General features: G+C 52.2%; 18 protein-coding genes. 2 read left to right on the top strand and 16 right to left on the bottom strand.

The features are described from left to right. The 14 genes from AD944_RS04190 to AD944_RS04125 all read right to left on the bottom strand — a co-directional run. A partial coding sequence (locus AD944_RS04190) for a flavin reductase family protein (RefSeq protein WP_082784185.1) occupies nucleotides 1–334 on the bottom strand: 334 nt, incomplete at its 3' end. Next, nucleotides 331–1,089 carry a class II aldolase/adducin family protein gene (locus tag AD944_RS04185; RefSeq protein WP_045541310.1) on the bottom strand — a complete coding sequence of 253 codons (759 nt, stop codon included), beginning with the start codon at nucleotides 1,087–1,089 and terminating at the stop codon, nucleotides 331–333. The genes AD944_RS04185 and AD944_RS04190, both read right to left, overlap by 4 nt. Nucleotides 1,090–1,103: 14 nt before the next feature. Beyond that, nucleotides 1,104–2,078 (bottom strand): ketopantoate reductase family protein, encoded by a 975-nt coding sequence (locus AD944_RS04180; RefSeq protein ID WP_045541309.1) that lies wholly within the window; start codon nucleotides 2,076–2,078, stop codon nucleotides 1,104–1,106. Then, nucleotides 2,078–3,034 carry a PDR/VanB family oxidoreductase gene (locus AD944_RS04175; protein ID WP_045541308.1) on the bottom strand — a complete coding sequence of 319 codons (957 nt, stop codon included), beginning with the start codon at nucleotides 3,032–3,034 and terminating at the stop codon, nucleotides 2,078–2,080. Before AD944_RS04175 ends, AD944_RS04180 begins: the two co-directional genes overlap by 1 nt. Then, nucleotides 3,031–3,765 carry an SDR family NAD(P)-dependent oxidoreductase gene (locus AD944_RS04170; RefSeq protein WP_045541307.1) on the bottom strand — a complete coding sequence of 245 codons (735 nt, stop codon included), beginning with the start codon at nucleotides 3,763–3,765 and terminating at the stop codon, nucleotides 3,031–3,033. Before AD944_RS04170 ends, AD944_RS04175 begins: the two co-directional genes overlap by 4 nt. After that, nucleotides 3,762–4,241 (bottom strand): aromatic-ring-hydroxylating dioxygenase subunit beta, encoded by a 480-nt coding sequence (locus AD944_RS04165; RefSeq protein ID WP_035380258.1) that lies wholly within the window; start codon nucleotides 4,239–4,241, stop codon nucleotides 3,762–3,764. Before AD944_RS04165 ends, AD944_RS04170 begins: the two co-directional genes overlap by 4 nt. Continuing rightward, nucleotides 4,238–5,518, bottom strand: a complete 1,281-nt coding sequence (locus AD944_RS04160) for an aromatic ring-hydroxylating oxygenase subunit alpha (RefSeq protein WP_045541306.1) — start codon at nucleotides 5,516–5,518, stop codon at nucleotides 4,238–4,240. Before AD944_RS04160 ends, AD944_RS04165 begins: the two co-directional genes overlap by 4 nt. 58 nt (nucleotides 5,519–5,576) lie before the next feature. Then, complete coding sequence (locus tag AD944_RS04155) at nucleotides 5,577–6,731, bottom strand: acyl-CoA dehydrogenase family protein (RefSeq protein ID WP_045541319.1); 1,155 nt, start codon at nucleotides 6,729–6,731, stop codon at nucleotides 5,577–5,579. Between the two features lie 187 nt (nucleotides 6,732–6,918). Beyond that, nucleotides 6,919–9,309, bottom strand: a complete 2,391-nt coding sequence (locus tag AD944_RS04150) for a TonB-dependent receptor (RefSeq protein ID WP_236709104.1) — start codon at nucleotides 9,307–9,309, stop codon at nucleotides 6,919–6,921. A 187-nt stretch (nucleotides 9,310–9,496) separates the two neighbouring features. After that, nucleotides 9,497–11,608, bottom strand: coding sequence for a PQQ-dependent dehydrogenase, methanol/ethanol family (locus tag AD944_RS04145; protein ID WP_236709103.1), 2,112 nt, complete (start codon nucleotides 11,606–11,608; stop codon nucleotides 9,497–9,499). Between the two features lie 13 nt (nucleotides 11,609–11,621). Then, nucleotides 11,622–13,115 carry an aldehyde dehydrogenase family protein gene (locus AD944_RS04140; protein WP_045541305.1) on the bottom strand — a complete coding sequence of 498 codons (1,494 nt, stop codon included), beginning with the start codon at nucleotides 13,113–13,115 and terminating at the stop codon, nucleotides 11,622–11,624. Nucleotides 13,116–13,163: 48 nt separating this feature from the next. Further along, on the bottom strand, nucleotides 13,164–14,306 hold the full coding sequence (locus AD944_RS04135) for an alpha-hydroxy acid oxidase (protein WP_045541304.1): 1,143 nt from the start codon (nucleotides 14,304–14,306) through the stop codon (nucleotides 13,164–13,166). Nucleotides 14,307–14,411: 105 nt separating this feature from the next. Beyond that, on the bottom strand, nucleotides 14,412–14,768 hold the full coding sequence (locus AD944_RS04130; protein ID WP_231873679.1) for a MarR family winged helix-turn-helix transcriptional regulator: 357 nt from the start codon (nucleotides 14,766–14,768) through the stop codon (nucleotides 14,412–14,414). A gap of 251 nt (nucleotides 14,769–15,019) precedes the next feature. Then, nucleotides 15,020–16,264: an MFS transporter gene (locus AD944_RS04125; RefSeq protein ID WP_052427065.1), complete on the bottom strand. Its 1,245-nt coding sequence runs from the start codon at nucleotides 16,262–16,264 to the stop codon at nucleotides 15,020–15,022. Nucleotides 16,265–16,567: 303 nt separating this feature from the next. Between AD944_RS04125 and AD944_RS17700 the strand changes: the two genes are divergently transcribed. Together AD944_RS17700 and AD944_RS17695 are read left to right on the top strand one after the other, a co-directional pair. After that, on the top strand, nucleotides 16,568–16,993 hold the full coding sequence (locus AD944_RS17700) for a transposase (RefSeq protein ID WP_082784184.1): 426 nt from the start codon (nucleotides 16,568–16,570) through the stop codon (nucleotides 16,991–16,993). Then, entirely contained in the window at nucleotides 16,939–17,088 is a 150-nt protein-coding gene (locus AD944_RS17695) for a transposase (protein WP_408735778.1), read from the top strand. Before AD944_RS17700 ends, AD944_RS17695 begins: the two co-directional genes overlap by 55 nt. Nucleotides 17,089–17,097: 9 nt before the next feature. On the opposite strand, the gene AD944_RS04115 is transcribed toward AD944_RS17695, so the two are convergent. Together AD944_RS04115 and AD944_RS04110 are read right to left on the bottom strand one after the other, a co-directional pair. Further along, nucleotides 17,098–19,473 carry a TonB-dependent receptor gene (locus tag AD944_RS04115; RefSeq protein ID WP_082741123.1) on the bottom strand — a complete coding sequence of 792 codons (2,376 nt, stop codon included), beginning with the start codon at nucleotides 19,471–19,473 and terminating at the stop codon, nucleotides 17,098–17,100. A gap of 603 nt (nucleotides 19,474–20,076) precedes the next feature. Next, nucleotides 20,077–21,150 (bottom strand): TonB-dependent receptor plug domain-containing protein (locus AD944_RS04110; protein ID WP_146881238.1); only part of this gene is annotated, 1,074 nt, incomplete at its 5' end.

Genomic DNA, 21,150 nt, shown 5'->3' with positions numbered 1-21,150 from the left:
GCGCATCACACACGAAGAACAATCCGTCCTCTTGGCGTATGCAATAATCATCAAACTGCTTGTCCTTGGCAGGACCCGCAAAATGCATGGCAACGGCTTCCTGTGATTGCCGGAGAATACTCACACCAAAGCGCCCACTATGCTCAATAGCCCGGCAGGTGGAACTTCTACGATTCAGGCAGATGAGAAGCATAAGCGGGTCAAGAGAGACAGAACTCAGCGCACTGATCGTCGCGCCCTGCTCGCCTTCCTCTCCCCGCGCCGTCACGACGGCCACACCGGTAGCGAAATGAGACATTGCGCGTCGAAACTGATCGGACGTCAAGGATGTCATGCATTGTCTCCATGCCATAAGGGTCCCACGTCCTTGCGCATCTTCCGCACGGCTGCATCGAACATCTTGTCGGCAGCAGACGTGCTGGACAGAACCCAGGCGGCATCTTTGGCACAGGATGCGCGGATGGTGTCGGAAAGCGGAACGTCAGGCCCGGGAAGCATGCCGGCATGACACTGTATTTCTGCTGCACGCTGCACGGTCCAGAGGAGAAAGAAAGCACGAGCAACATCGCTTTCTCCAACCGCCACACCATGGTTGCGCAAAACCAGTACATGCTTGTCGCCAAGGCTTTCCAGCATGCGTGGACGCTCTTCTTCATACAGGGTGATACCTTCAAACGCGTGGTACCCGACCCTGCCAAACAACTGTGCACCGTAAAAATTGTCGTAACTGAAACCGGCCTGCTTCATGGCTACCGCGCTGACTTCGCTGGTATGCGTGTGGATGATGCAATGAATGTCATCCCGCGCGGAATGAATAGCACCGTGAAGCGCGAAGCCCGCGGGGTTGGGCTTGCCTTCCGTGTCGCCCACAAGCTGGCCATCTGCATTCACAACCAGCAAGTTCTCTGGTGAGATCTCGTCGTAATTCAGGCCGAACGCATTAACGAGATACCGACGCGGCTCACCCGGCAGGCGAAGAGAAATATGGTTGAAAATCATCTCGGTCCAGCCGAAATAACTGATAAGGTGATAGCACTCGGCCAGCCGGACCCGAAGCTGCCACTCTTCTTTCTGTGTATCCGTTGTCATATGCGAATGTCTCCCTATCGGCATTGCGCGGCCTTAAACCGCGTTAGCCTGACAAGCGTGTTGATTGTCGGTGTGGGCACCCCATACGCCCCAGCAAGGCTTGTTACTGCCTCCCCCATCGCATCCAGTTCCAGCAGACGGCCAGCACGAAAATCCTGCAACATGGACGTCTCGTGTGGGCCAGCACTTGCAATGACATCTAAAAGCGCAGAGGTGGGCGGCAAACCAGTAAGGCCGCAAGCTGCGCCAACGGCACGTACTTCCGCGAGCACATCAGAGATAACGGCGCGACTGTCTTCCGCCGTTCCCATTTTTTCCAGCGTAGCCTCACACAGGACGGATAGTGGATTGGTCGCCAGATTGAAGGCCAGTTTCGTCCATATGGGCTGCCGGATATCCGTACTCAGTTCCACGGCAATACCCGCTGTGGACAGCATGTTTCCAATCTGTGCCAGACCGGCATCTATGCGCCCCTGCTGCGCAGCGCGCCCCAGCACAAGCTTCGGCTGACGGTCTGACCTGACAACAGCAGGCAAGGGCATTGAGGCGAAAGCATAGGCTACACACCCAATCACCTGCGCGGCGGGAAAAGCAGCCGTCAGCACACTTCCTGGATCGACCGTTTCATGAGCGGACTCAAAGGGACCATCCACTGTCATCCACCATGGAATGCCATTAACGATGGGAAGAACAGGTGTTCCTGCGTCCACAGTTGCCTTTACAAGGGGCACCAGTGTTGCAAGCTGATGCGCCTTGACTGCCAGCACCAGCAGATCCTGCCGGGTGTCCGGTGCCCGCTCTGCCGCCGCAACAGGAGTGCAAAACGTGCCTGCAGGCCCCTGCAACTCCAGCCCTCGCGCCCGAATAGCCTGTAATGTAGCTCCGCGCGCCACAACAGATACGTTGGCACCGCTATGGGCCAACATGGCAGCAAATGTGCCACCAAGCGCCCCAATCCCTGCAACACAGATTTTCGGGGCCTCCACCATCAGATATCAACCACCAGCAAAGGAGAATGGGACCGTGAACAGCAGAGGGCAATCTGGTCTGTCTGTTCGTCCTCAGTCAGATACTCGTCACGATGGTCCGGCTCGCCTTCCAGCACATTGACCACACAGGTGCCGCAAATACCCTGCTCGCAGCTCAATGTGACTTTCACACCCGCTTTGCCCAGCACCCCGGCAATAGTGTCATCTGGCCCTACCTGAACCCGCACGCCAGATTTCGCTGCCAGAACCTCAAACGCGTTTCCACCAGCAACAGGCTGTGCCGAAAAAGCCTCCCGATGAAGCTGATTTTCCGTATAGCCAACAGCAAGACCGGCTTCAAAAACAGCGTCCATCAACCCGAGGGGACCGCAGGTATAAACACGCGTCGTCGGCTTCAAACACCCAGCCAGCACACTGGCCGGATCGAAACGTGGCGCGTCTGGGCGCCCGCGATCATGCACCTTCACGGCCTGCGCAAAAGGAGCCTGTTGCAGGAGCGCCGTAAAGACCGGGTCACGCGCCACGTAGTGCAGCGTAAAAGACTGCCCCTTGTCATACAGTTCGTAGGCCATGGCAATCATCGGGGTAACGCCAATGCCGCCGCCAATCAGAACCGAATGTTCTGCTTTCTTATCCAGCGGAAAAAGATTGCGCGGTGCACCAATTTTCATGACCTCACCCACTCGGACAAGATCATGTACCGCCCGAGACCCTCCACGGGATGCTGGATCACGGAGAACGGCCAGACGATAGCAGGAACAGTCGCCCGGATCACCGCACAGTGAATACTGCCGGATCAGGCCATCACCCAGAAATAGGTCCACGTGCGCGCCCGCTTCCCATGATGGTAAAACACCCTGCAGTGGCACAAGATCGAAGGACAGCACCTCGCCAAGACGCTCCGCAGCAGCCACTCTGACGTCAATCGTATCTGCAGTTTCGGCATTTGCATTCATCGCATGTACAGCCCACTGTTAATGTCGATGATGGAACCGGTAATGGAGCCCGCATCGGCACGCGCCAGTTCTGCAACCATGCGGGCCACCGTCAGCGGATTTCCCACCTCTCCGGTAGGCAGGTTGGCCATCACGCGCGCCGCATTTTCTGCACCAATCGTCTCGGCGACTGATGGCAGATCAAGCGGCCCTGGTGCCACGGCATTGACCGTAATGCCGTGTGGCGCCAGATCCCGCGCGAAAACCTTGGTCAACGTATGCACGCCGCCCTTGGAGGCCGCATAATGCGCTCCTGTCGCCGTGCCCCCGTTTTCACCTGCCAAAGACCCGATATTGACAATACGTCCCCCGGCTTCTTTCGCCCTGAGACGCCGCGCAAAACGCTGACACCCAAGAAAAGTGCCACGAAGATTGACAGCAAGAACAGCGTCGAACGTCCTGATCTCGATATCGAGTACCTTCTCTGCCTTCATCACAGCAGCATTGTTGACGAGCAGCCAAGGCAGCCCAAATACCTGTTCCACAGCATCCAGCATACTTTCAACAGAGACTTCGCTAGACACATCCACCTGCACGGCAAAAGCTGCCTCTCCAAGCGTCTCTGCTGTCGCCTGGGCTGCTACAAGATCAATGTCACCGACCACAACGCGATAGCCTTCCGTGACGAGATGTCCAGCAATGGCAGCACCTAGCCCTTTGCCACCACCTGTAACAAGCGCAACCGGCTTCACAGGATGTAACTCACAGCAGTCAGAGCTTCGGTCGAGGTTAGCAACCGTACAATTTTCTGGTTAATCCGGAGGCCATCTTCCGTTCTTTTAAGACGAAACGTGACATCCGCTGCATAATAGCGCTCTCTACCCTGCCGCAATTCTGTCAGAAGCTGGGCACAGCGCAGTGTGCAGCTTTCCGTCCCGGTTTCCAGCATGCGATAACGGGACAACAGCCGGACTGTTCGGGCAGGTGGCGCAGCGGAAATGGACCGGCCACCAAGAAGTCGTTCAACGCGCTTCTCACGCATTTCTGCATTATCATAGGCATAATTGAGTATTTTCCCGAGGTCTTCCACTTTCGCGTCGGGATCTATTGGCACCGCGTAGAGGCTATCTGCCGTGTACAGTTTTAACCACTCACGGAATTCACTGTGATCGAGCATATCAGCTTCAAGCGTAATCAGTTCGATCGCTTCGTTCAGCGTGATTGTCATACGCCTGTCTCCGCCGCTGCCATCTCATCCGTCATTGCCGCAAGCCATTGCCGGTAAGCAGCCCGCATGCCGGTCTCCGCACTCACGTCGCTGAACAGATTGCCATCCTCACGTTTCGCTTCATGCCCCAGACCACGATTGAGAAGAATGGCAATGTCACGCCCGGCCAGAGAGCCACGCTGCACACGGTCCCACGCCTCTGCATCGTCAGGCGTTCCAAAACCCATCGGCCCCTGAAAATGCTCGTGCAAACGCAAACGGGCTTCGTTCGCACTTTCCGGACCACCATCCATACCAATCGCAATATGACGGATTTCCGTCTCGTTCACACTCAACGGGCGCAGCACACGGAAAAACGCCATGGAGCACGCCAGGTTTGGAAACAGGTTGAGGTTAAAGCCTGTACCACCAACAGCCCGAACAATCTGACGCACTTTCTCTGGCGGGTAATCCTTTGACAACTCTTCTGCCAGTTCAAGGAACCTTTCGGGAATAGCGGCATCAAGATTTTCGTCAAGATCCACAAGTTCCGGGATCATCACCATCACAGAATGTCCGTGACCGAGATCTTCCACAAACCCCTTACCACCGACAAAATCGAACGTATTCTGTGTTTCCTCGTCCACGGAATCCAGAAATGATTTATGAACTATCGGGAAGTGATAAGCGTCTGTCGTATTTTCAAGCTGAATCTTCCAGTTCCCCGGAAAGGTGAACTTGTGTTCACCCATCGTCTTGACGGGCCAACCCGCACCCTGCTTCATAAACAGATCGATCCACGGCTTGGCGCGTCCCAGCCACGCATCCAAAGACATGATGCTTTTATCAAATGTCGCGAAGATCAGCCCGTTATATTCTTCAACACGCAATGATACGAGCGGATATTTCTTCTTATCCAGTTGTCCGGAATATCCTTCCTGGTAAGGCACACCCCGCAACGCACCATCAAGACCGTACGCCCACCCGTGATAAGGGCAGACAAAACTTGCACCAGTACCACTTTTGCGTTCGCACACTGTTGCACCCCGGTGGCGGCAGCGGTTGAGCATCACATGCACATCCCCCTTGCGGTCCCGCGAAACAATAACGGGATGCGGCCCGACAAAGGTCGTGATGAAGTTACCCGGCTCAGGCAAGTCACTACGATGTGCAACCCAGATCCAGTTATGCATGAAAATACGGTCCATTTCCATGTCATACAGCTCAGGGTTGCTGTAAATTGACCCGTCAGCATAGTCCGCATTCACGAGACTTCTAGGGTCTGGAAGATCCTGCATATGTCGTCTCCTCAATCCAGTATTCAATTCAGAGCGTAAGACTCAAGAATGTGCGCTCTCACGGGTAACCGGGGCGCCCCCCACGGCCGAGGGATACACGGCCTGCAGCTTCATAATTTCCACGCGCCATAAAGGCGTGCTGTGCCACCACGGCACAATCCTGAAAACAGCGCCCGAGAATGTGGTCCGTCTGCACGGCAGCAATACCGCCAAGGGTGAAGCACATACGGGCAACCTCAAAGGCTTCCTGCGCAACATGCGTCGCAGCCAAACGAACCCGATTGGCATCTTCCTCGGAAACGACATCTCCTTGAGTTAGAAGAGACCATGTACGCACTGTTGTATCGTAAAAAAATGCGCGAGCAGACGCCAGTTTTGCTTCGGCCTCACCCACCACAGCCTGCACATAGGGCCTATCAGCCATGGTCGGGGCTCCCGTAATGGAGCGTCTTCGCTCCGCCATTTCCCGCACTTCATCCAAAGCGCGCGAGGCGCAACCCAACCCCACCACAGTGAGAACCTGAGCTGCTAACCCAAGTGAAGGATAATCATAAATCGGTGCTTCGATATTCGGCTTTCCACCCCGGATGAATGTCCAGTCTTCCGGCACGAATACATCTTCTACAACCACATCATGGCTGCCGGTACCAGCAAGACCAATTGTATTCCAGGTTGGATCAATATGCACTGCTGAAGCCGGCATTACTGCGGTACGAGGCAGTCCACCGCTCTCACCATCCACAGCGATACCGACGCCGATAAGAGACGCTCCGGGGCATCCGCTAGCATAGGGCCAACGACCACTTACCAGAAAACCATCGGCACTTACCTTGGCTTTTTGCGGTGGAAAGATCGCACCTGCGAATACGACGTCGGGTCCGTCCCGATAGATTTTTTCCAGCGTAGGTATAGGGAGCGCCGCAAGGTAAGTGGCGGATACACCGAAACTGGCCACCCATCCGGCAGAAGCATCGGCATGAGCGATTTTTTCAATCAACTCCAGAAACATCATGGGAGACACTTCCATCCCCCCAAACTGCCGACACACCAGAGCTCTGTAGACTCCAGCCTTTTGAAAACCGACAATAATATCATCGGGAATACGCCGTAACGATCTGAATTCCAAGGCACGATTCCGAATCGTGACAAGAAGTTCCTCCAGAAACCCTCCCGAAGAAAACAGATCTGCGGTAGAAGGGTTTTCTTTCAGCATGTTCATTTTACCCGCCGATTTGCGAGGGCACGCATGTGTCCCCGTCGTTTCGATCAACACCCTCACCCAACCAACTCCGAAGCCTGTTCAAGGCGGACTCCCCAGCTGGCTCGACAAGATCAAAACTACCCCATATTGGTTTCCTTTTCAACTATTATGGGGTGGTTTTTTATTTCAGATAAAGTCCTCAGAAAGACACCCCACCCTGAAAGTACCACTGCCGACCACGATCAAACGATTTCTGGTAGTTGCCGAAGCTGCCTGAATAGCTACCCCACGCCATAAATTTCTCGTTTGTCGCGTTATCCAATCCAACCATAAAGTTATACCGCTCATTAGCGCTCATCCACCGGGCGCTTAAGGCTACGGTGATGTATTTTGGCTGGATAAGCGTCGGATACATGATTGCATTGAGATTTGCGTTGTATTTCGAGCGGTACGTTGCATCAACACGCGGCGTCAATGAACCGTATTCACCCAGGTCTATTCTCTTCGCCATACCCAGATTGGCGGTCCATTTTGACACAAGCACAAAGCGACTATCCAAAGACAATCCCTGCACAGATGCCCTGAGCTTGGTATAGTGCGCGTCTGTCATGCCCAGAGAACCATAGATGCTCCATCCATTACCGATCGCATACTGGGCTTCCAGTTCAAAGCCGGGAATATGAGCCGTGCCAGCATTGGTGTAATAGGGACCGATATTAGTCTCATCCGCCACAAGCAACTGCACGTCATCATAGAAAGTATAGAACCCTGATGCACTGACACGCAATTTGTGGTTTAGCCCATAAAATTTCAGCCCCCCTTCAAAAGACGTCACTGTTTCAGGACGAAATGAGGGAGGGGCATTCGTGATATTAGTCAAACGTTGCGTAAAGCCACCACCTTTAAAGCCCTGAGAGAAAGTAGCGTAAGCCATCAGTTCTTCATTGATCTGATAGGACACGTTCACCATTGGTGTCCAACGGGCATTATTATTGTGGTAGTTTTTATATGGAACAATCCGCGTGCCAGGAGGAATGGAAACAATAGGAGCACCGATCGTCCAGGTATAATACTGATCAGGCGAGAATGTCTTATTGTCTTCGGTATAACGAACGCCTGCCGTCACATGAAGTTTTTTAGTGACTGCATAGGTCGCCTGAGCATAACCAGCGTAGTTGATATCTTTGAAAAAGCCACCACTATTCAAGTGAAGAATATAGAACTGTGTCGGGTTAACGTCTGCACCAGACTGGTTGAAATAATAAAACCCAGCAGAATAATGCAACCGATTTTTCAGCGCTTTCCCATTGACCTGGAATTCTTCAGAAAACTGCTTACCAACATAGTCATCATAAACATAGTTGATACCAATTGGTGAAGCATCTCGATCTTGAGCAAACTTACCAAGGCTCTTGCGATAAGCCGTAATTGACTTGAAATCGAGATAATCTGAAAGCTTGTAATCAATGGTAGCAGAGGTCGACCAACTTGTCAGATTAGAAAAAGTATTTCCAGTTCCGTAATTGGTGTTCTTGCTGTAATATCGAGAATTATAACAGGATGCGGCTGTACAGTTTGTCAATGTACCTCCTGCAATACTGTTATTAAGCGCGATCATACTGCCGGTGGAGCTGGGATTGACACCCGTTGTCACAAAAGGAGCACCGTTACTGCGGTCGCGCGTCCAGTCACCTCGAAGAACAATGTCAAGTTTTTCCACCGGATGCCAGCGGAGCGCCCCCTTGAACACGCGCGTATCCTGATTCCCTAACTCCCGCTGATTTTTCTGATAGGGAGCATGCACATACCCATCCTGCATGAAACTGCCGACCGAAAAATTTGCATACAGGTTTTTGGCGATTGGCGTATTGATAAAGGCTCGGGCGTTAATACGGTTTGCAGTCCCATATTTCACATCTGCCATACCAGACAAACGTTCATTCGGTGTCAGAGAAGAAACCGATACAGCGCCACCAATGGTATTCCGACCAAACAAAGTACCCTGGGGGCCACGCAACACAGAAACATTGGAAATATCGACCATGTTCAGCACTGCACCCACCGGGCTGCCGACATATACACCGTCAACATACATGCCAACGCCCGGATCAACACCAAACGAGAAATCTGTCTGACCGATCCCGCGGATAAAGACGGCGGCGGCATTCGCAACGCCAGAGTTGGAAGCAACATTACCAAACGAGATATTAGGCGCAAAATTCTGAATTTTATCGACCGAAGTGATACCACGTTCCGTAAATTGCTTACCTGACATTGTTGTCATCGAGATTGGTGTGCGCTCAATACGCTCGGAACGACGACGCGCATTGACTGTCACCTCTTCCAATCCCGTACTATGAGACAGTTTCCGCGACCGCCCTTTTGCTTTTGAGGGAGCCTGCTTGGTGACAGATCGTGCCTCATTGGTTTTTTTTGCCTGCTCCGTAGACGTAGCGGCAAAAGCTGTACTGTCCATAACCAGCGATAGCGCTAGTGCTGAGCAGCCTGACCACAGAGTGAGATTGCCAAAAGCCATAATTCGGCTCTGCACTCCTCTCTTGGCCTGCATGCGTACCTGATTCATCCGCATATCTATCTTCCCTGATTTCCCGGACTCATTGCGCATTTCCAGTCAGGTTTTTAGTTCGGTATAGCAACGTTATAGTGCGGCACGTTCTGAGCTGCATCTATCTGACGCTGCTGGCCACCTCCCCCTGAACAAAAATATTATGTGAATATGAAAGTGATATGTCCAGTATAATCGTTTCGATTCGGAATTATTTATCTTTGGTAGTGCCTGCTTCATGACTTGAAGAGGAAACTGAACGTGAGATCAGGAACTGTCTTATTTCCTCTATTCCTTTGTGAGATATCTCTTTTCCGAACCCGACCATGCCGTAGTTTGTCAAAGCACCATTACCCACCACGCTGTAAAAAGCCGTACTATCTTCCAGTGCTCCAGACCAACGTAGATCGGGCAGAACGCCGCCCCCAACCGCATTATCTCCATGACATGCAAGACAGTAGCGCTGATAAACAGCATAGCCTTTCTGGGCCTTATCAGGATCAAAAGACTGTCGAGATTTTAAAGGTATCTGCTGGTCCCGGATTTCTGCAGGTAAAGCAGCTTTACCGTCCAACGCAAATACGAGCATCCGGGAATGATTTGTGGTTGTATTGTGCAATCGTGCCAGAGCGCCCCCCATAAGAGGAAACACCCCACCCCACCCAACTTCCACCGCCACATATTGTCGACTGTTCACCTCGTAGGTAACAGGGGGTGCAACAATACCTGTATGAGCGTCAAAATTGTAAAGTGCCTGTCCGTTTCGAGCATCGTAGGCTTCAAAACCACCCGTTGCGAGCCCCTGGAAAACAAGCCAACCACCAGTTGCCAGCACACCACCGTTCCAGGGAGTGGTATGTGGCACCCGAAATGCCACTTTCCCCGCCACAGGGTCCCATGCTTCCAGCCAGCCTTTAACCCCTTTACCGACTTCTTCAAGCACCTTCGGATCATCAGGCAGACCGGCCATGTCTATACCGAGATTAACGCCCATCCGCCCCATTTTAAACCCTTTTTCGGATTTGAATGGCTCGGGTAATTGCTGTGCAGAAATATAAACATAGCCCGTTTGAGGGCTGTAAGCCATAGGGGCCCAGTTGTGACCGCCCAGAGAACCGGGTACGCCAAGCCACGTCTCACCTGTCAGAGACCATAAGGCCTCGGGCACCATCTGCGGACGACCCGTTTTGGGGTCCAATCCATAGCACCAGTTCACATCTGTATAGGGATGACCCGAGATAAATTCACCTGTTTGGGCATCAAGAAGATAGAAAAAACCATTTTTTGGCGCCTGAGCCAGAACATGCCGCTTACGACCATTTAACATCAGATCCAGCACCATGATCGGCTGTGACGCCGTGAAATCCCATTGGTCCATTGGGGTTTCTTGAAAGTGCCATACATATTCACCTGTTTCAGGCCTGATAGCGACAATGCTACCAAGAAACAGGTTGCTACCTATCCCCTTTGAGCGAACCTGATAGTTCCATGGAGATCCATTTCCTACCCCCAGAAACAAAAGGTCCGTTTCTGGATCATAGACTATGGAATCCCATACTGTTCCACCTCCCCCTGATTCCGTCCACCCACCCGTGGGGCTCCAGGTTCGATACGCCTTCTTCTGCAAAACCTCATCCGACGCGGCCCCGTCTGGACGATTATCAGGCGCTGGCACGGTAAAAAAACGCCATTTCAGTTTTCCTGTCTCGGCATCAAAACCCGAGACAAAACCACGAGCGCCAAATTCGGCACCTCCATTACCGATAATGACCGTTCCTTTTGCTACGCGGGGCGCACCATCCACCGTATAGGAACGAATTTTTCCCAATGACGCGTCATGCGGAATTGTGTCCACACTCCATTCAAGATGGCCACTTTTCGCATTCAGGGCGATAAGACGACCATCAAACGTGCCGACAAAAACCTTGCCTTTCCAGTAAGCCGCCCCACGATTGACGGTATCGCAGCACCCCCGGACAGCAACGTTGCCCGGTACGCGGGGATCATAACGCCACAACAGTTCGCCGGTAGCCGCGTTCAATGCCTCGACCTTGCTCCAGTTGGTCGTTAGATACATAACGCCATCAATAATGAGCGGCGTTCCCTCCTGCCCTCGCAAAGTGTCAAAATCTTCATACCAGGCAAGGCCCAACCGCTTTACGTTCTCTGTATTGATTTGCGAGAGCGGGCTATAGCGTTGTTCTGCCGCCGTACGCCCATGCTGCTGCCAGTCGGCTGGGGAAATATCATCGGCATTCCCCTTGCCCACTGTAGCGATAAGGCACGCCGCACATAAAAGGAGGGAACGAAATTGAAGATTCATTACCCTGTCCTTTTCAATACCGGATGCAAATAGATTTGGTTTCTGTAAAGGCATCAAGCCAGTCAGTGCCAAAATCACGGCCAAGACCAGAATCCTTTAGTCCTCCAAAAGGAAGATTAGGATCAATCATGACATGGCTGTTGACCCAGACAGTTCCAGCCTGAAGACGAGCAGGCAGATCAATGGCCGCTTGCAGGCCGGTCGTCCAGACGCTTGCGGCAAGACCAAAACGGCTGTCATTCGCATAGGCCAAGCCTTCTTCTGCATTACGGACGCGCGTCAATGTCATTACCGGTCCGAAGACTTCTTCACGTGTCAACGGCAGAGCATCATTCGGGTTAAGGACAAGCGCTGGACGCACATAATACCCCCCGTTCTCCGGCACATCTTGGCCCCATACAATTTCAGCTCCCTTTTCAAGGGCCGTCTGCTGGTAGGCGTTTATTTTTGCTTGATGGGCGGCTGAAACAACAGGATTAATCTGTGTTGTCTCATCCAGCCCTGATCCAATGCGCATGCTACCAATTGCTGCGGTAAGCCCGGCCGCCACTTTATCGAACAGCGGGGCTTCGATATACACACGCGAACACGCCGCGCAAACCTGTCCCTGATTCAGAAATCCCGCTAACGCAAGCCCCGAAACAACCTGATCGACATCAGCATCTGCCAAGACCAACGCCGGATTTTTGCCACCCAACTCCAAAGACACACGCGCCAGACGTGCGCCGCAGATTTCGGCAATTCGTTTACCGACCGGTGTGGAACCGGTAAAACTGACTTTTGCAATATCGGGATGACGCACCAACGCTTCACCAGCACCAGTTCCTCTTCCCGTCACGACATTAAAAACACCATCCGGCACACCAGCTTCCGTCGCAAGCTGAGCAAGATAAAGCAGCGTCAGGGGTGTTGTTTCAGACGGTTTGGCAACAACCGAACAGCCTGCTGCAAGTGCTGGCAATATTTTCCATACAGAGATGAGGAGCGGAAAATTCCACGGCACAATCCCAGCCACAACACCAACAGGCTCTTTACGTGTAAAAGATGTATAACGGGCACCAGGTGGCAACGGTATAGAAACATCCATGCTTTTACCGGTAAGTTTTGTACTCAATCCAGCAACATACCGTATCCAGTTCTGTGCACCTCCAGCTTCAAGAATACGAGAAAGAGTAATGGACTTGCCCTGTTCAAGTGTTTCAAGCTGCGCAAGAATCTCTGCGTCCCGCTCTATCAGGTCAGCTAACCGCAGCAGCACCCGCTCACGCGCACATGGTGTCAGGCCACGCCAAATCCCACTATCAAAACTTTGCTTTGCAGATTGGACAGCTTGATTGACATCCAACAATGAAGCATCGGGCACGGAACTGACTGAAGCACCTGTTGCAGGATCAAAAACCGTCAGTCGGTCCGAACCAGATGCTTCCTTCCACTGCCCTTGAATATAAAGGCCATGCTGCTTTTCAAGAAATGCCAGAACCTTTGGCAAGATGACAGTAAGAGTCATGTAAACTCCTTTTCTGATCAAAGAACATGGAGAACGCAATCCAGAAAACTAAACCGGAACCTGATAATTTTCCTCTTGCAGGTTCTGAATTCTGTCTGCGCCCAGAAGAGACATTCCTGATTGAAGGCCCTCGTGAAAATACGTGAGCAGATCGCGCACTCCCTTTTCACCGCCCGCCGCAAGCGCATACGCCCAGGGACGACCAACCATAACGGCCCGCGCACCCAACGTGAGCGCCCTCATAATGTCGTTACCGTAACGAAATCCGCCATCGACAAGAATTTCAAGGCGCCCGGCCGCTGTGGCCACGTTCGCTTCGAGCGTTTCCAGAGCGGCAACAGCTCCGTCCAATTGCCGACCGCCATGATTAGACAGAATGACCGCATCCGCACCGATACCGGCAGCGCGCTCCGTATCTTCTGGATGTAATATCCCTTTCAATACGAATTGCCCCTTCCAAAGCTGACGGAGCCACGCCACATCCGCCCACCCGATAGCCGGATCAAGACTGCGGGAAATGGTCGCAGCCTGCTCAAACAGCGTCCGCCCCATGGAATAGGGGACAAGATTACCGATCACTCGGTCAGACCTCTGCGCGACACCGAGCGTCCAGCGTGGCCGGAACGCCATTTGACAGATCTGCCGACCAGAAAGACGTGACAGTCGCCGAAACCCATTACGGGCGTCTCGCTCACGCAAAGGCGTCACAGGTGTATCAACAGTCAGAACAAGTGTCCTTACCCCCGCATCCCATGCGCGTCGCACCATGTCTGCCGTAATTGCACGATCACGGAAGATGTAGAGTTGAAACATCAGGCGCGCCGGATCTACGGTTCGGGCTAGATTTTCAATAGAGGCAATGGAAAAATGCGACACACACATTGAGAGAGCAGCATCTGCCGCAGCACGGGCAGCAGCGCCCTCCCCAGCCGCACTCAGCATCCCTCCCATCCCTACGGGGGAAAGAATGAGAGGGAAGGCGTGCTTTACCCCCAGCACTGTGGTGGTTGTATCTGGCTGCGCAATCTGACGCAGGACACGAGGCAGAAATGGATGCTCGTTGAAACAGGAGCGGTTGCGAAGCAACGTCGCTTCTGCATATGAGCCACCGTCAACGTAATCAAATAACCAGCGCGGAACCCTCCGCCGCGCTGCCGTCCGGAAGTCGTCAACCGAAACGATCACGTCCACCCCCGCGCTATCCTCTCGGGTTCGCAGGTTATCTGAGAACCGATTCGATGCTATAACGCAATAGTGGATATTTCAACTTATTTTTCTTACGCCACGTGGGGTCGTTCAGTAGATATTATCATAAACTTTCTTCATGATCTTCATGAACGCCTCAATCTCACCGTCCTCAATGTCATGAAACGCACGTTCAAAAATCAGTCCAGCCTTGACCCGAACCTGATCCACGCCTGCGTGCCCCTTCTCGGTAAGACTGACTTCTGTAACGCGCCCATCCTTGGCTGACACACGTGTCGAAACCAGCCCCTCACCTTCCATGCGGTAAATCAGCTTGGTCATTGTGGGCATCCGGATCACAGCAAGATCCGCGATGGTGCTTATCGGGGCGCATTCATGCTCATATAAAATATTCAGCACGCGCCACCGCGGCACATCCATCCCAATCGGCTTCAGATGCGCGTCCATGCGGAGATGATACAAGCCGGTAAGACGTGAAAGGTGAAAAAAAGGAGATGTCTCAGGCGTGAAAGCCGGATTTGTCGGGTTTGCCTGACGCCAGATCTTGCCTCGTCTCAAAATACATCCTCAGCTCTCTTGAACGGACCCTAGCTCGAAATCACGCGACTATAGTGAAAGTGCGTCATTGCAAGCACCTGACAGCGCTCCTCATATTCTCAGGTACCAGCCGGCTCCCCTCGGGTTTCATGCCAGAAGAACTAGCCCATCTCGCTAGCAGCGGAAAGAGACTTTTGACTGAGTGAACAAGGGAAGAACAGCGCAGCGGCAGAACAGATTACCAGTCCGAAAGCGTACACTGTAACCGCCTGCACGCTCCCCACCGCGTGATACAGGAAAACTGCAACAAGCGGGGAAAGACCGCCTGCCAAGATAGCCCCCACCTCATGAGCAAGGGCTACACCGCTGTATTGCACCTCACGCGGGAACAATCTTTCCAGAAGAAAGGGTTCAACCGCAATTGTCGGGGCATGGCCGAGCGCAAGCAGCAGCACAAACGCACTTATAACAGCGATCGCACTCCCTGCCTCAATGAGTTTAAAAAACGGTCCTATCAAAAGGGCTAAAGCCAGAATGCCTGAGAGATATGTCCTGCCAGCCCCCCACCGGGCAGCCAGCCATGCAGCAGCAGGCATGGAGACCCCGTCTGCCAGCAAGCCTATCATTAAAGCCAGAAGTAATAATGTATCAGGCACATGCTTCTCATGACCGTAGGCCAAGCCAAATACAGTAATGAGATAAACGCCTCCGTTCTCCGCTAATCGCAGGCCAATTCCTCGAACCAGCGGTATTGGATAATCCCGCATGATCGCCCAGACAGGAAAGCGGGGCGTGTGCTTAGCGGAAGATGTTGTCTTGAGATCGGTCATTGCACTACGCAGCCATACACCCAGGACGACAGTCGGTAACGTTGCCAAAAACGGCACACGCCAGCCCCACACCAAAAAATCTTCTGGCGAAAGATGAGAGACCAGCCAGAGCGCCGCCGTCCCCAGGACCATACCGATCGCGACCCCTGATTGGCTCAGGGCAAGAGCCACCATTTTACGAGGACCATCAGGCAGCATTCCACCGACAACCAGAATGCTACCCGCCCATTCACCGCCTGCCGCGGCCCCCTGCGCCAGCCTAAGCAAAAGCAGCAGCATCGGTGCCAGACTTCCCACCATGGCATAGGTTGGCAGGAGGCCAATTAAAGTCGTAGCACCCCCGATGAGAAAGAGAGTCCAGCGAAGGGCCACCATGTGCCCGTGCCGATCTCCTAACGCCCCAAAAAAAATTCCTCCCAAGGGCCGCGCGATGAAACCTGAGGCAAACAGACCTATGGCCTCGATCTGGTTCTGAAATGCGGGGATGTTTGAGGAGAAGAAGAGCGACGCAAACACCAGTGGCGTCGCTGCGGTGTAAAGGGCAAAGTCATACCATTCCACGATATTACCGATCATGGCACTCAGTAGACCTATCCGCGCAGCTCGCATGGAATACCCCATATTTTACAGGTCAATCATAAATGATATTTCACGTGAATATGCAAATATAATACATAGAATCGAAATAAATATTTGGTTGGATGACTAAGTCAGCCGATACAGAAGAAGCAAATAAAATTGCAATCCCTTACGACAGATGCCCGACCGGCCTCTTCTCTGCCATTCATCTCGCTGCAACCGCCTTGCTCGGGTTAACGCCATAAAGAACGTCCACCGGCGGTTGCGGGATTGGTACGAAAGCCGCATTATTGAACGGATTTGCTGGCATGTGGCTGCCGATCACGACAATGCATACATGATGACCGACAGCATGATTATCCGTGCACATCAGCACAGCGCTGGAGGCCTCAAAAAGGGGAGAGGGATCAGGCCACCGGGCGGTCCCGTGGCGGACTGACCACGAAAATCCATGCCATTGTCGATGCCGCGGGAAAGGCTGCGGCTCTTTCCCTGACGCCCGGACAAAGGGCCGACATCACTGAAACAGGACTACTGCTCAATGAAGTCGGTCCCAAGGTTTTCATCGCCGACAAATCTTATGACGCCGGTTTGCTTATTGAAAAGCTTGAGGAATGGCAGATTCCCCGTTTCCTCCTTCAAGAAGAAACAGACGCAATCCCTGTGGAGTCCTGTTCTCTCTTTATAAACAACGAAACATCATTGAACAGTTCTTCGCCAGACTAAAGCAGCTCAGAGGCATTGCAACGCGTTACGACATGCTGAAGTCAACATTCCTCACAGCAGTACACTTCTTCGCCACAATGCTCGCGCTTAACTGACGACACGCCCTAGTACGTGAAGCTAACTTCACCAAGGAACATTCTTCCTGCTGAAGGTGTAGAGCGGTTAGAAAACAGGCTTTGATAATTCAGGCGATTTGCCAGATTGTATCCGTTCATGGAGATTTTCCAGTGCTTGTCAAAGCGGTGAGAAATAACGGCACTGAAATCAAGGTTGGCAGGTGCCCGGAAGGTATTGGCAGCATTTAGCCAGACATGCTGCCGCCATGTCACCCCGCCCCCAAACGCGATGTTATAAGGCGTATTTGCAAACGCATTATAGACTGACCACAACGTTGCCTGATTGTGCGGAACGTACTGAACGTTTTTACCACGATTGGCCTTTGTGGCGGAGTAAATCGTATCACTATCATACAGCGCGTACGTTGCCGTTACATTCCAGCCCGGCAGGATGATGCCGCCTACAGACAATTCCAACCCTTGGTTACGCTGGCGGTCTGATGACCCCTGAACCTCGCCCGTTACAGGATCTGCGTTAATGGCATTCCCTTTATCAAGGCGGAACAAGGATGCCGTTGCGCCGATACGATCATGAAACAGGCTGTATTTTGCACCCAATTCATAGAGTTGTGCTTTTTCCGGGCTCGCAAAAGAATTTGTTCCCGGACGGATGGGCACAGACCCGTTGGTAACATACATCCCCATCGGGGTTGTTGAGCTTGCCCACGTGAAATAATAAGTCTGATGCTCATCTGGTGTCGCTACAAGACTGACATTCGGATTGAAAACGCCACTTACATCATGAAAATGCTTATCCGGATTGGTGGCAATATTTCCGCCTGTCAGATTGTAACTGGTCTGCCACCGATCCCAACGGAAACCGCCTTTGACGGAAAGCCATTTTGTCAACCAGATCTGATCAAACAGGAACAGGCCTGTATCAAACCCATACCCACTGCTATGCGGTTTAGCCCCCAGGGAACCCAGTGTCACCAGACCGGCAGGGTTGGAATCCCCCGGCACAAGGTCAAGATTACCAACATACGGGTTCGGGTTAACAAGACTGGCGTAAGGTTTTGCTTTTAAATACGTTGACTGAGACCGCACGTCATTCACACGTTCGATATCAAAACCCGCCACCAATTGATGCCGGAGAAAGCCGGTATTGAAATTGGCAACCATTGACGCAACATTCTGCACGGACCAGCTTCTCTGCTCATACGGTAGAGGGGCCATATACGTGCCTGCTCCAGTGCCATTTCCGGCACCCTTGGGGCCAGACCGCGCGACGAGAGCAGCCGCAGGATCGCCGTTAAAATAATTATTGACGCATGTTGTGTCACATGTGGCTTTGGATGCTGCAAAATTACGGTAGTACTGTCCGCCCCGCAGATCATCATACACCGTAATATGGTCGTTCACCTTATAGGTGAAGCGTGCCGTTTCCATATTATCATTGGTTGAATTCTGATCGTTATTTGTTCCGTACCAGTTTGTGCGGCGAATGCCATATTCTGTAATGGGTTGGCCATAAGAGGCTCCCGGCTTTGTAACAACCGGCACCCCGAAATCCGGAACAGAATTTTCCTGTTGGTGCATATATTGCAACACCAGCGTTGCCCGTTTTCCAAGCCCGAAAGCAATGGAGGGCGCAATACCCCAGCGATGGGAATAGATGTAATCACGGCCGACAACGTTATGCTCATCGCCCATGCCGGTAAGACGGAAGGCTGCTGCGTTATCAAGTTTCTGGTTGATATCCAGCGTCCCGCGATAATAGCTGCCTGATCCACCCGTAAAATCTGCGGAGTAGTGATTCTGCAAGCCGGGTGTTTTTGTCACCATATTAATGGCGCCACCCGTTGTACCATTTCCAAAAACTTCTGATGAAGGCCCTTTAATGACGGACACAGAATCAAAATTGAAAGAATCACGGGAATAAACCCCGAAGTCTCTCAAACCATCTTCATAAATATCATTCTGCGCCTGAAAGCCACGAATAAGGAACTGATCCCCGTTCATACCCCCCGCGCCTTCACCAATGGAGGCGGTAACACCCGGTACGTTACGCAGGGCTTCATCCAATGATTTGACGTTCTGCTGACGCATCAACGCTTGTGGAACAACGTTGATGTTTTGCGGCGTATGCATCACGTCCTGCGGCATACGCGAAAGCCCGACAGACTGGTGCATGGTGTTAAAGCCATGACCCGTTACCGTCAGGCGCTCTTCGTCTTCTGAATTGACGCTCGCAACATTGGTTACGCCCTGTGCATCCGTCCGCAGCCGTTTGCTCTCACGCTTTGGGTGCTTCTTTTCATCATGAGATTCTTGCGGTGTCGAGGCTAATGCCTGAGCTGAAAGAAACAGAGCACTGGCAACGGACATCGGCGTAAGATACGTCCGATACACTTTTTTGGTCATTCACCAAACTTTCAGCAGAACTTAGGAAGTCGTGCCTATACACTGGAAATGACAATCATTCGCAATAATTGGAATAAACATATCTGATATGATGTTATTGATTAACTCTTAATTCCTCCTGATTACATCTAACATCTACTCGTTTTTTGATAATTTATAAATATTTATTTAATTTCTCCAACAAAGGAAGGTCCGTGCGCGTTGCTGATGTTGAGATCGCCGGGGAGCGATAACTCATTCTGAGGCCTTATGCCGGATGCGTCTTGGTGGAAGTAAGAAAACAGCTTTTATGGTCAAAGTTCTCACGATTTAGCCCTTAAACCACGATAGGGCGTGCAAACATGAGATGCGCATCACGAACTGCCTGTCTTTATGCGATTTTTCGGCTTTGAGAGGCTGACTTTATTCTTCACACGGCAAGGGTGAGGGTTCGAAAAACCCAATTTCTCGCTGTTTTGGGAACAACCAGAAATGCCCTGAACATATTCTCGTATCATTATCAGTGCGAGAATACAGATATACGAGGAAACCCTCTTTCCCAAAAGATACTGTTCTTCATATCTTTTTTGAAAAAGAGGTTGATTGATCGGGTATATATGCGGCTTAGAAGGAAATATCTCCACGCAGGTAGTAAAACCCGCCGTTCATACCAAGCTGAGAGGTGCTCATGTAATATTGGGGCGCGCCCAGATAACGGTTGTTATCCGGCACACGGCTGGGCCGTGCATCAAACAGATTGTTGCCCCCCAGCGTTACCGCCAGATGTGGATTGACCCGATAGGTTACTTCCAGATTTGTTATGAATTTTGGTGTGTTATGGAACTCTCTGTAGTTGGTGCTGGACAGGGAGCTCGTGTTTCCGGCCCCGCCATAATAGGACAACTGGGAGGTAACCTGCCCGTACCGGATTTCATGCACGGCAACGGCCCATTTACCACTGGTAAAGCGGCCACCGAAAATCATTTTGCTACGTGGGTAAGCCGTGGTGATATAGGCAATACTCTGCGCGTTCAGCAACGGGTTGCCATTGGTGTCCGTAGCCTGATGGGAAAGGCGCGTACGGTTGAGATTGATGGCAACATCCCAGTCAATCCGGCCAATGTCACCCAACCTGGTAGGATAGGTTGCTGTCAGGTCAAGTCCCTGTGTGCGCGTACTGGCCACGTTGGCGAACCAGTGTGTGGACAGAGATGAAGCAGACCATGTTGGATAGCTATCCGGTAATGTAAAGCCGTTCATGACCAGAGCAGAGGCTGCCTGTGCCCCGTACACCTGCCCACCGGGCATGATCTGGTCACGCAAATTGATCTGATACATATCAACGGTAACATGCAGTTTCTTGAACGGCTCCATGACAATACCGCCACTAACGTTTGTGGAGCGTTCAGACTTCAGGGCAGACGCCCCGTTTGCCAGTGCACCAGCGGAATTCACTGCAATCAGCCCACGTGCTGCTGTAGGGGAAATAGCCAGAGCGCTATAATGTTCCTGCGCCAGGGTGGGAGCGTGGAACCCGTTGGATATGGTCGCCCGGAACGCCAGACGCGGAGAGACATCATACCGGGTGGAAACCTTGCCCGTTTCTGTATCTCCTACATCTGTGTAGTGTTCATAGCGCCCTGCCAGATCAAGCTGCCAGTGGCGGGTAAGATGTGTGGAAACATCCACATACCCCGC

The sequence above is a fragment of the Acetobacter tropicalis genome (assembly GCF_001580915.1).
Classification (GTDB): domain Bacteria; phylum Pseudomonadota; class Alphaproteobacteria; order Acetobacterales; family Acetobacteraceae; genus Acetobacter; species Acetobacter tropicalis.
Note: the sequence above shows the minus strand (reverse complement) of the source record. Positions and strands in the feature narration are given on the sequence as shown.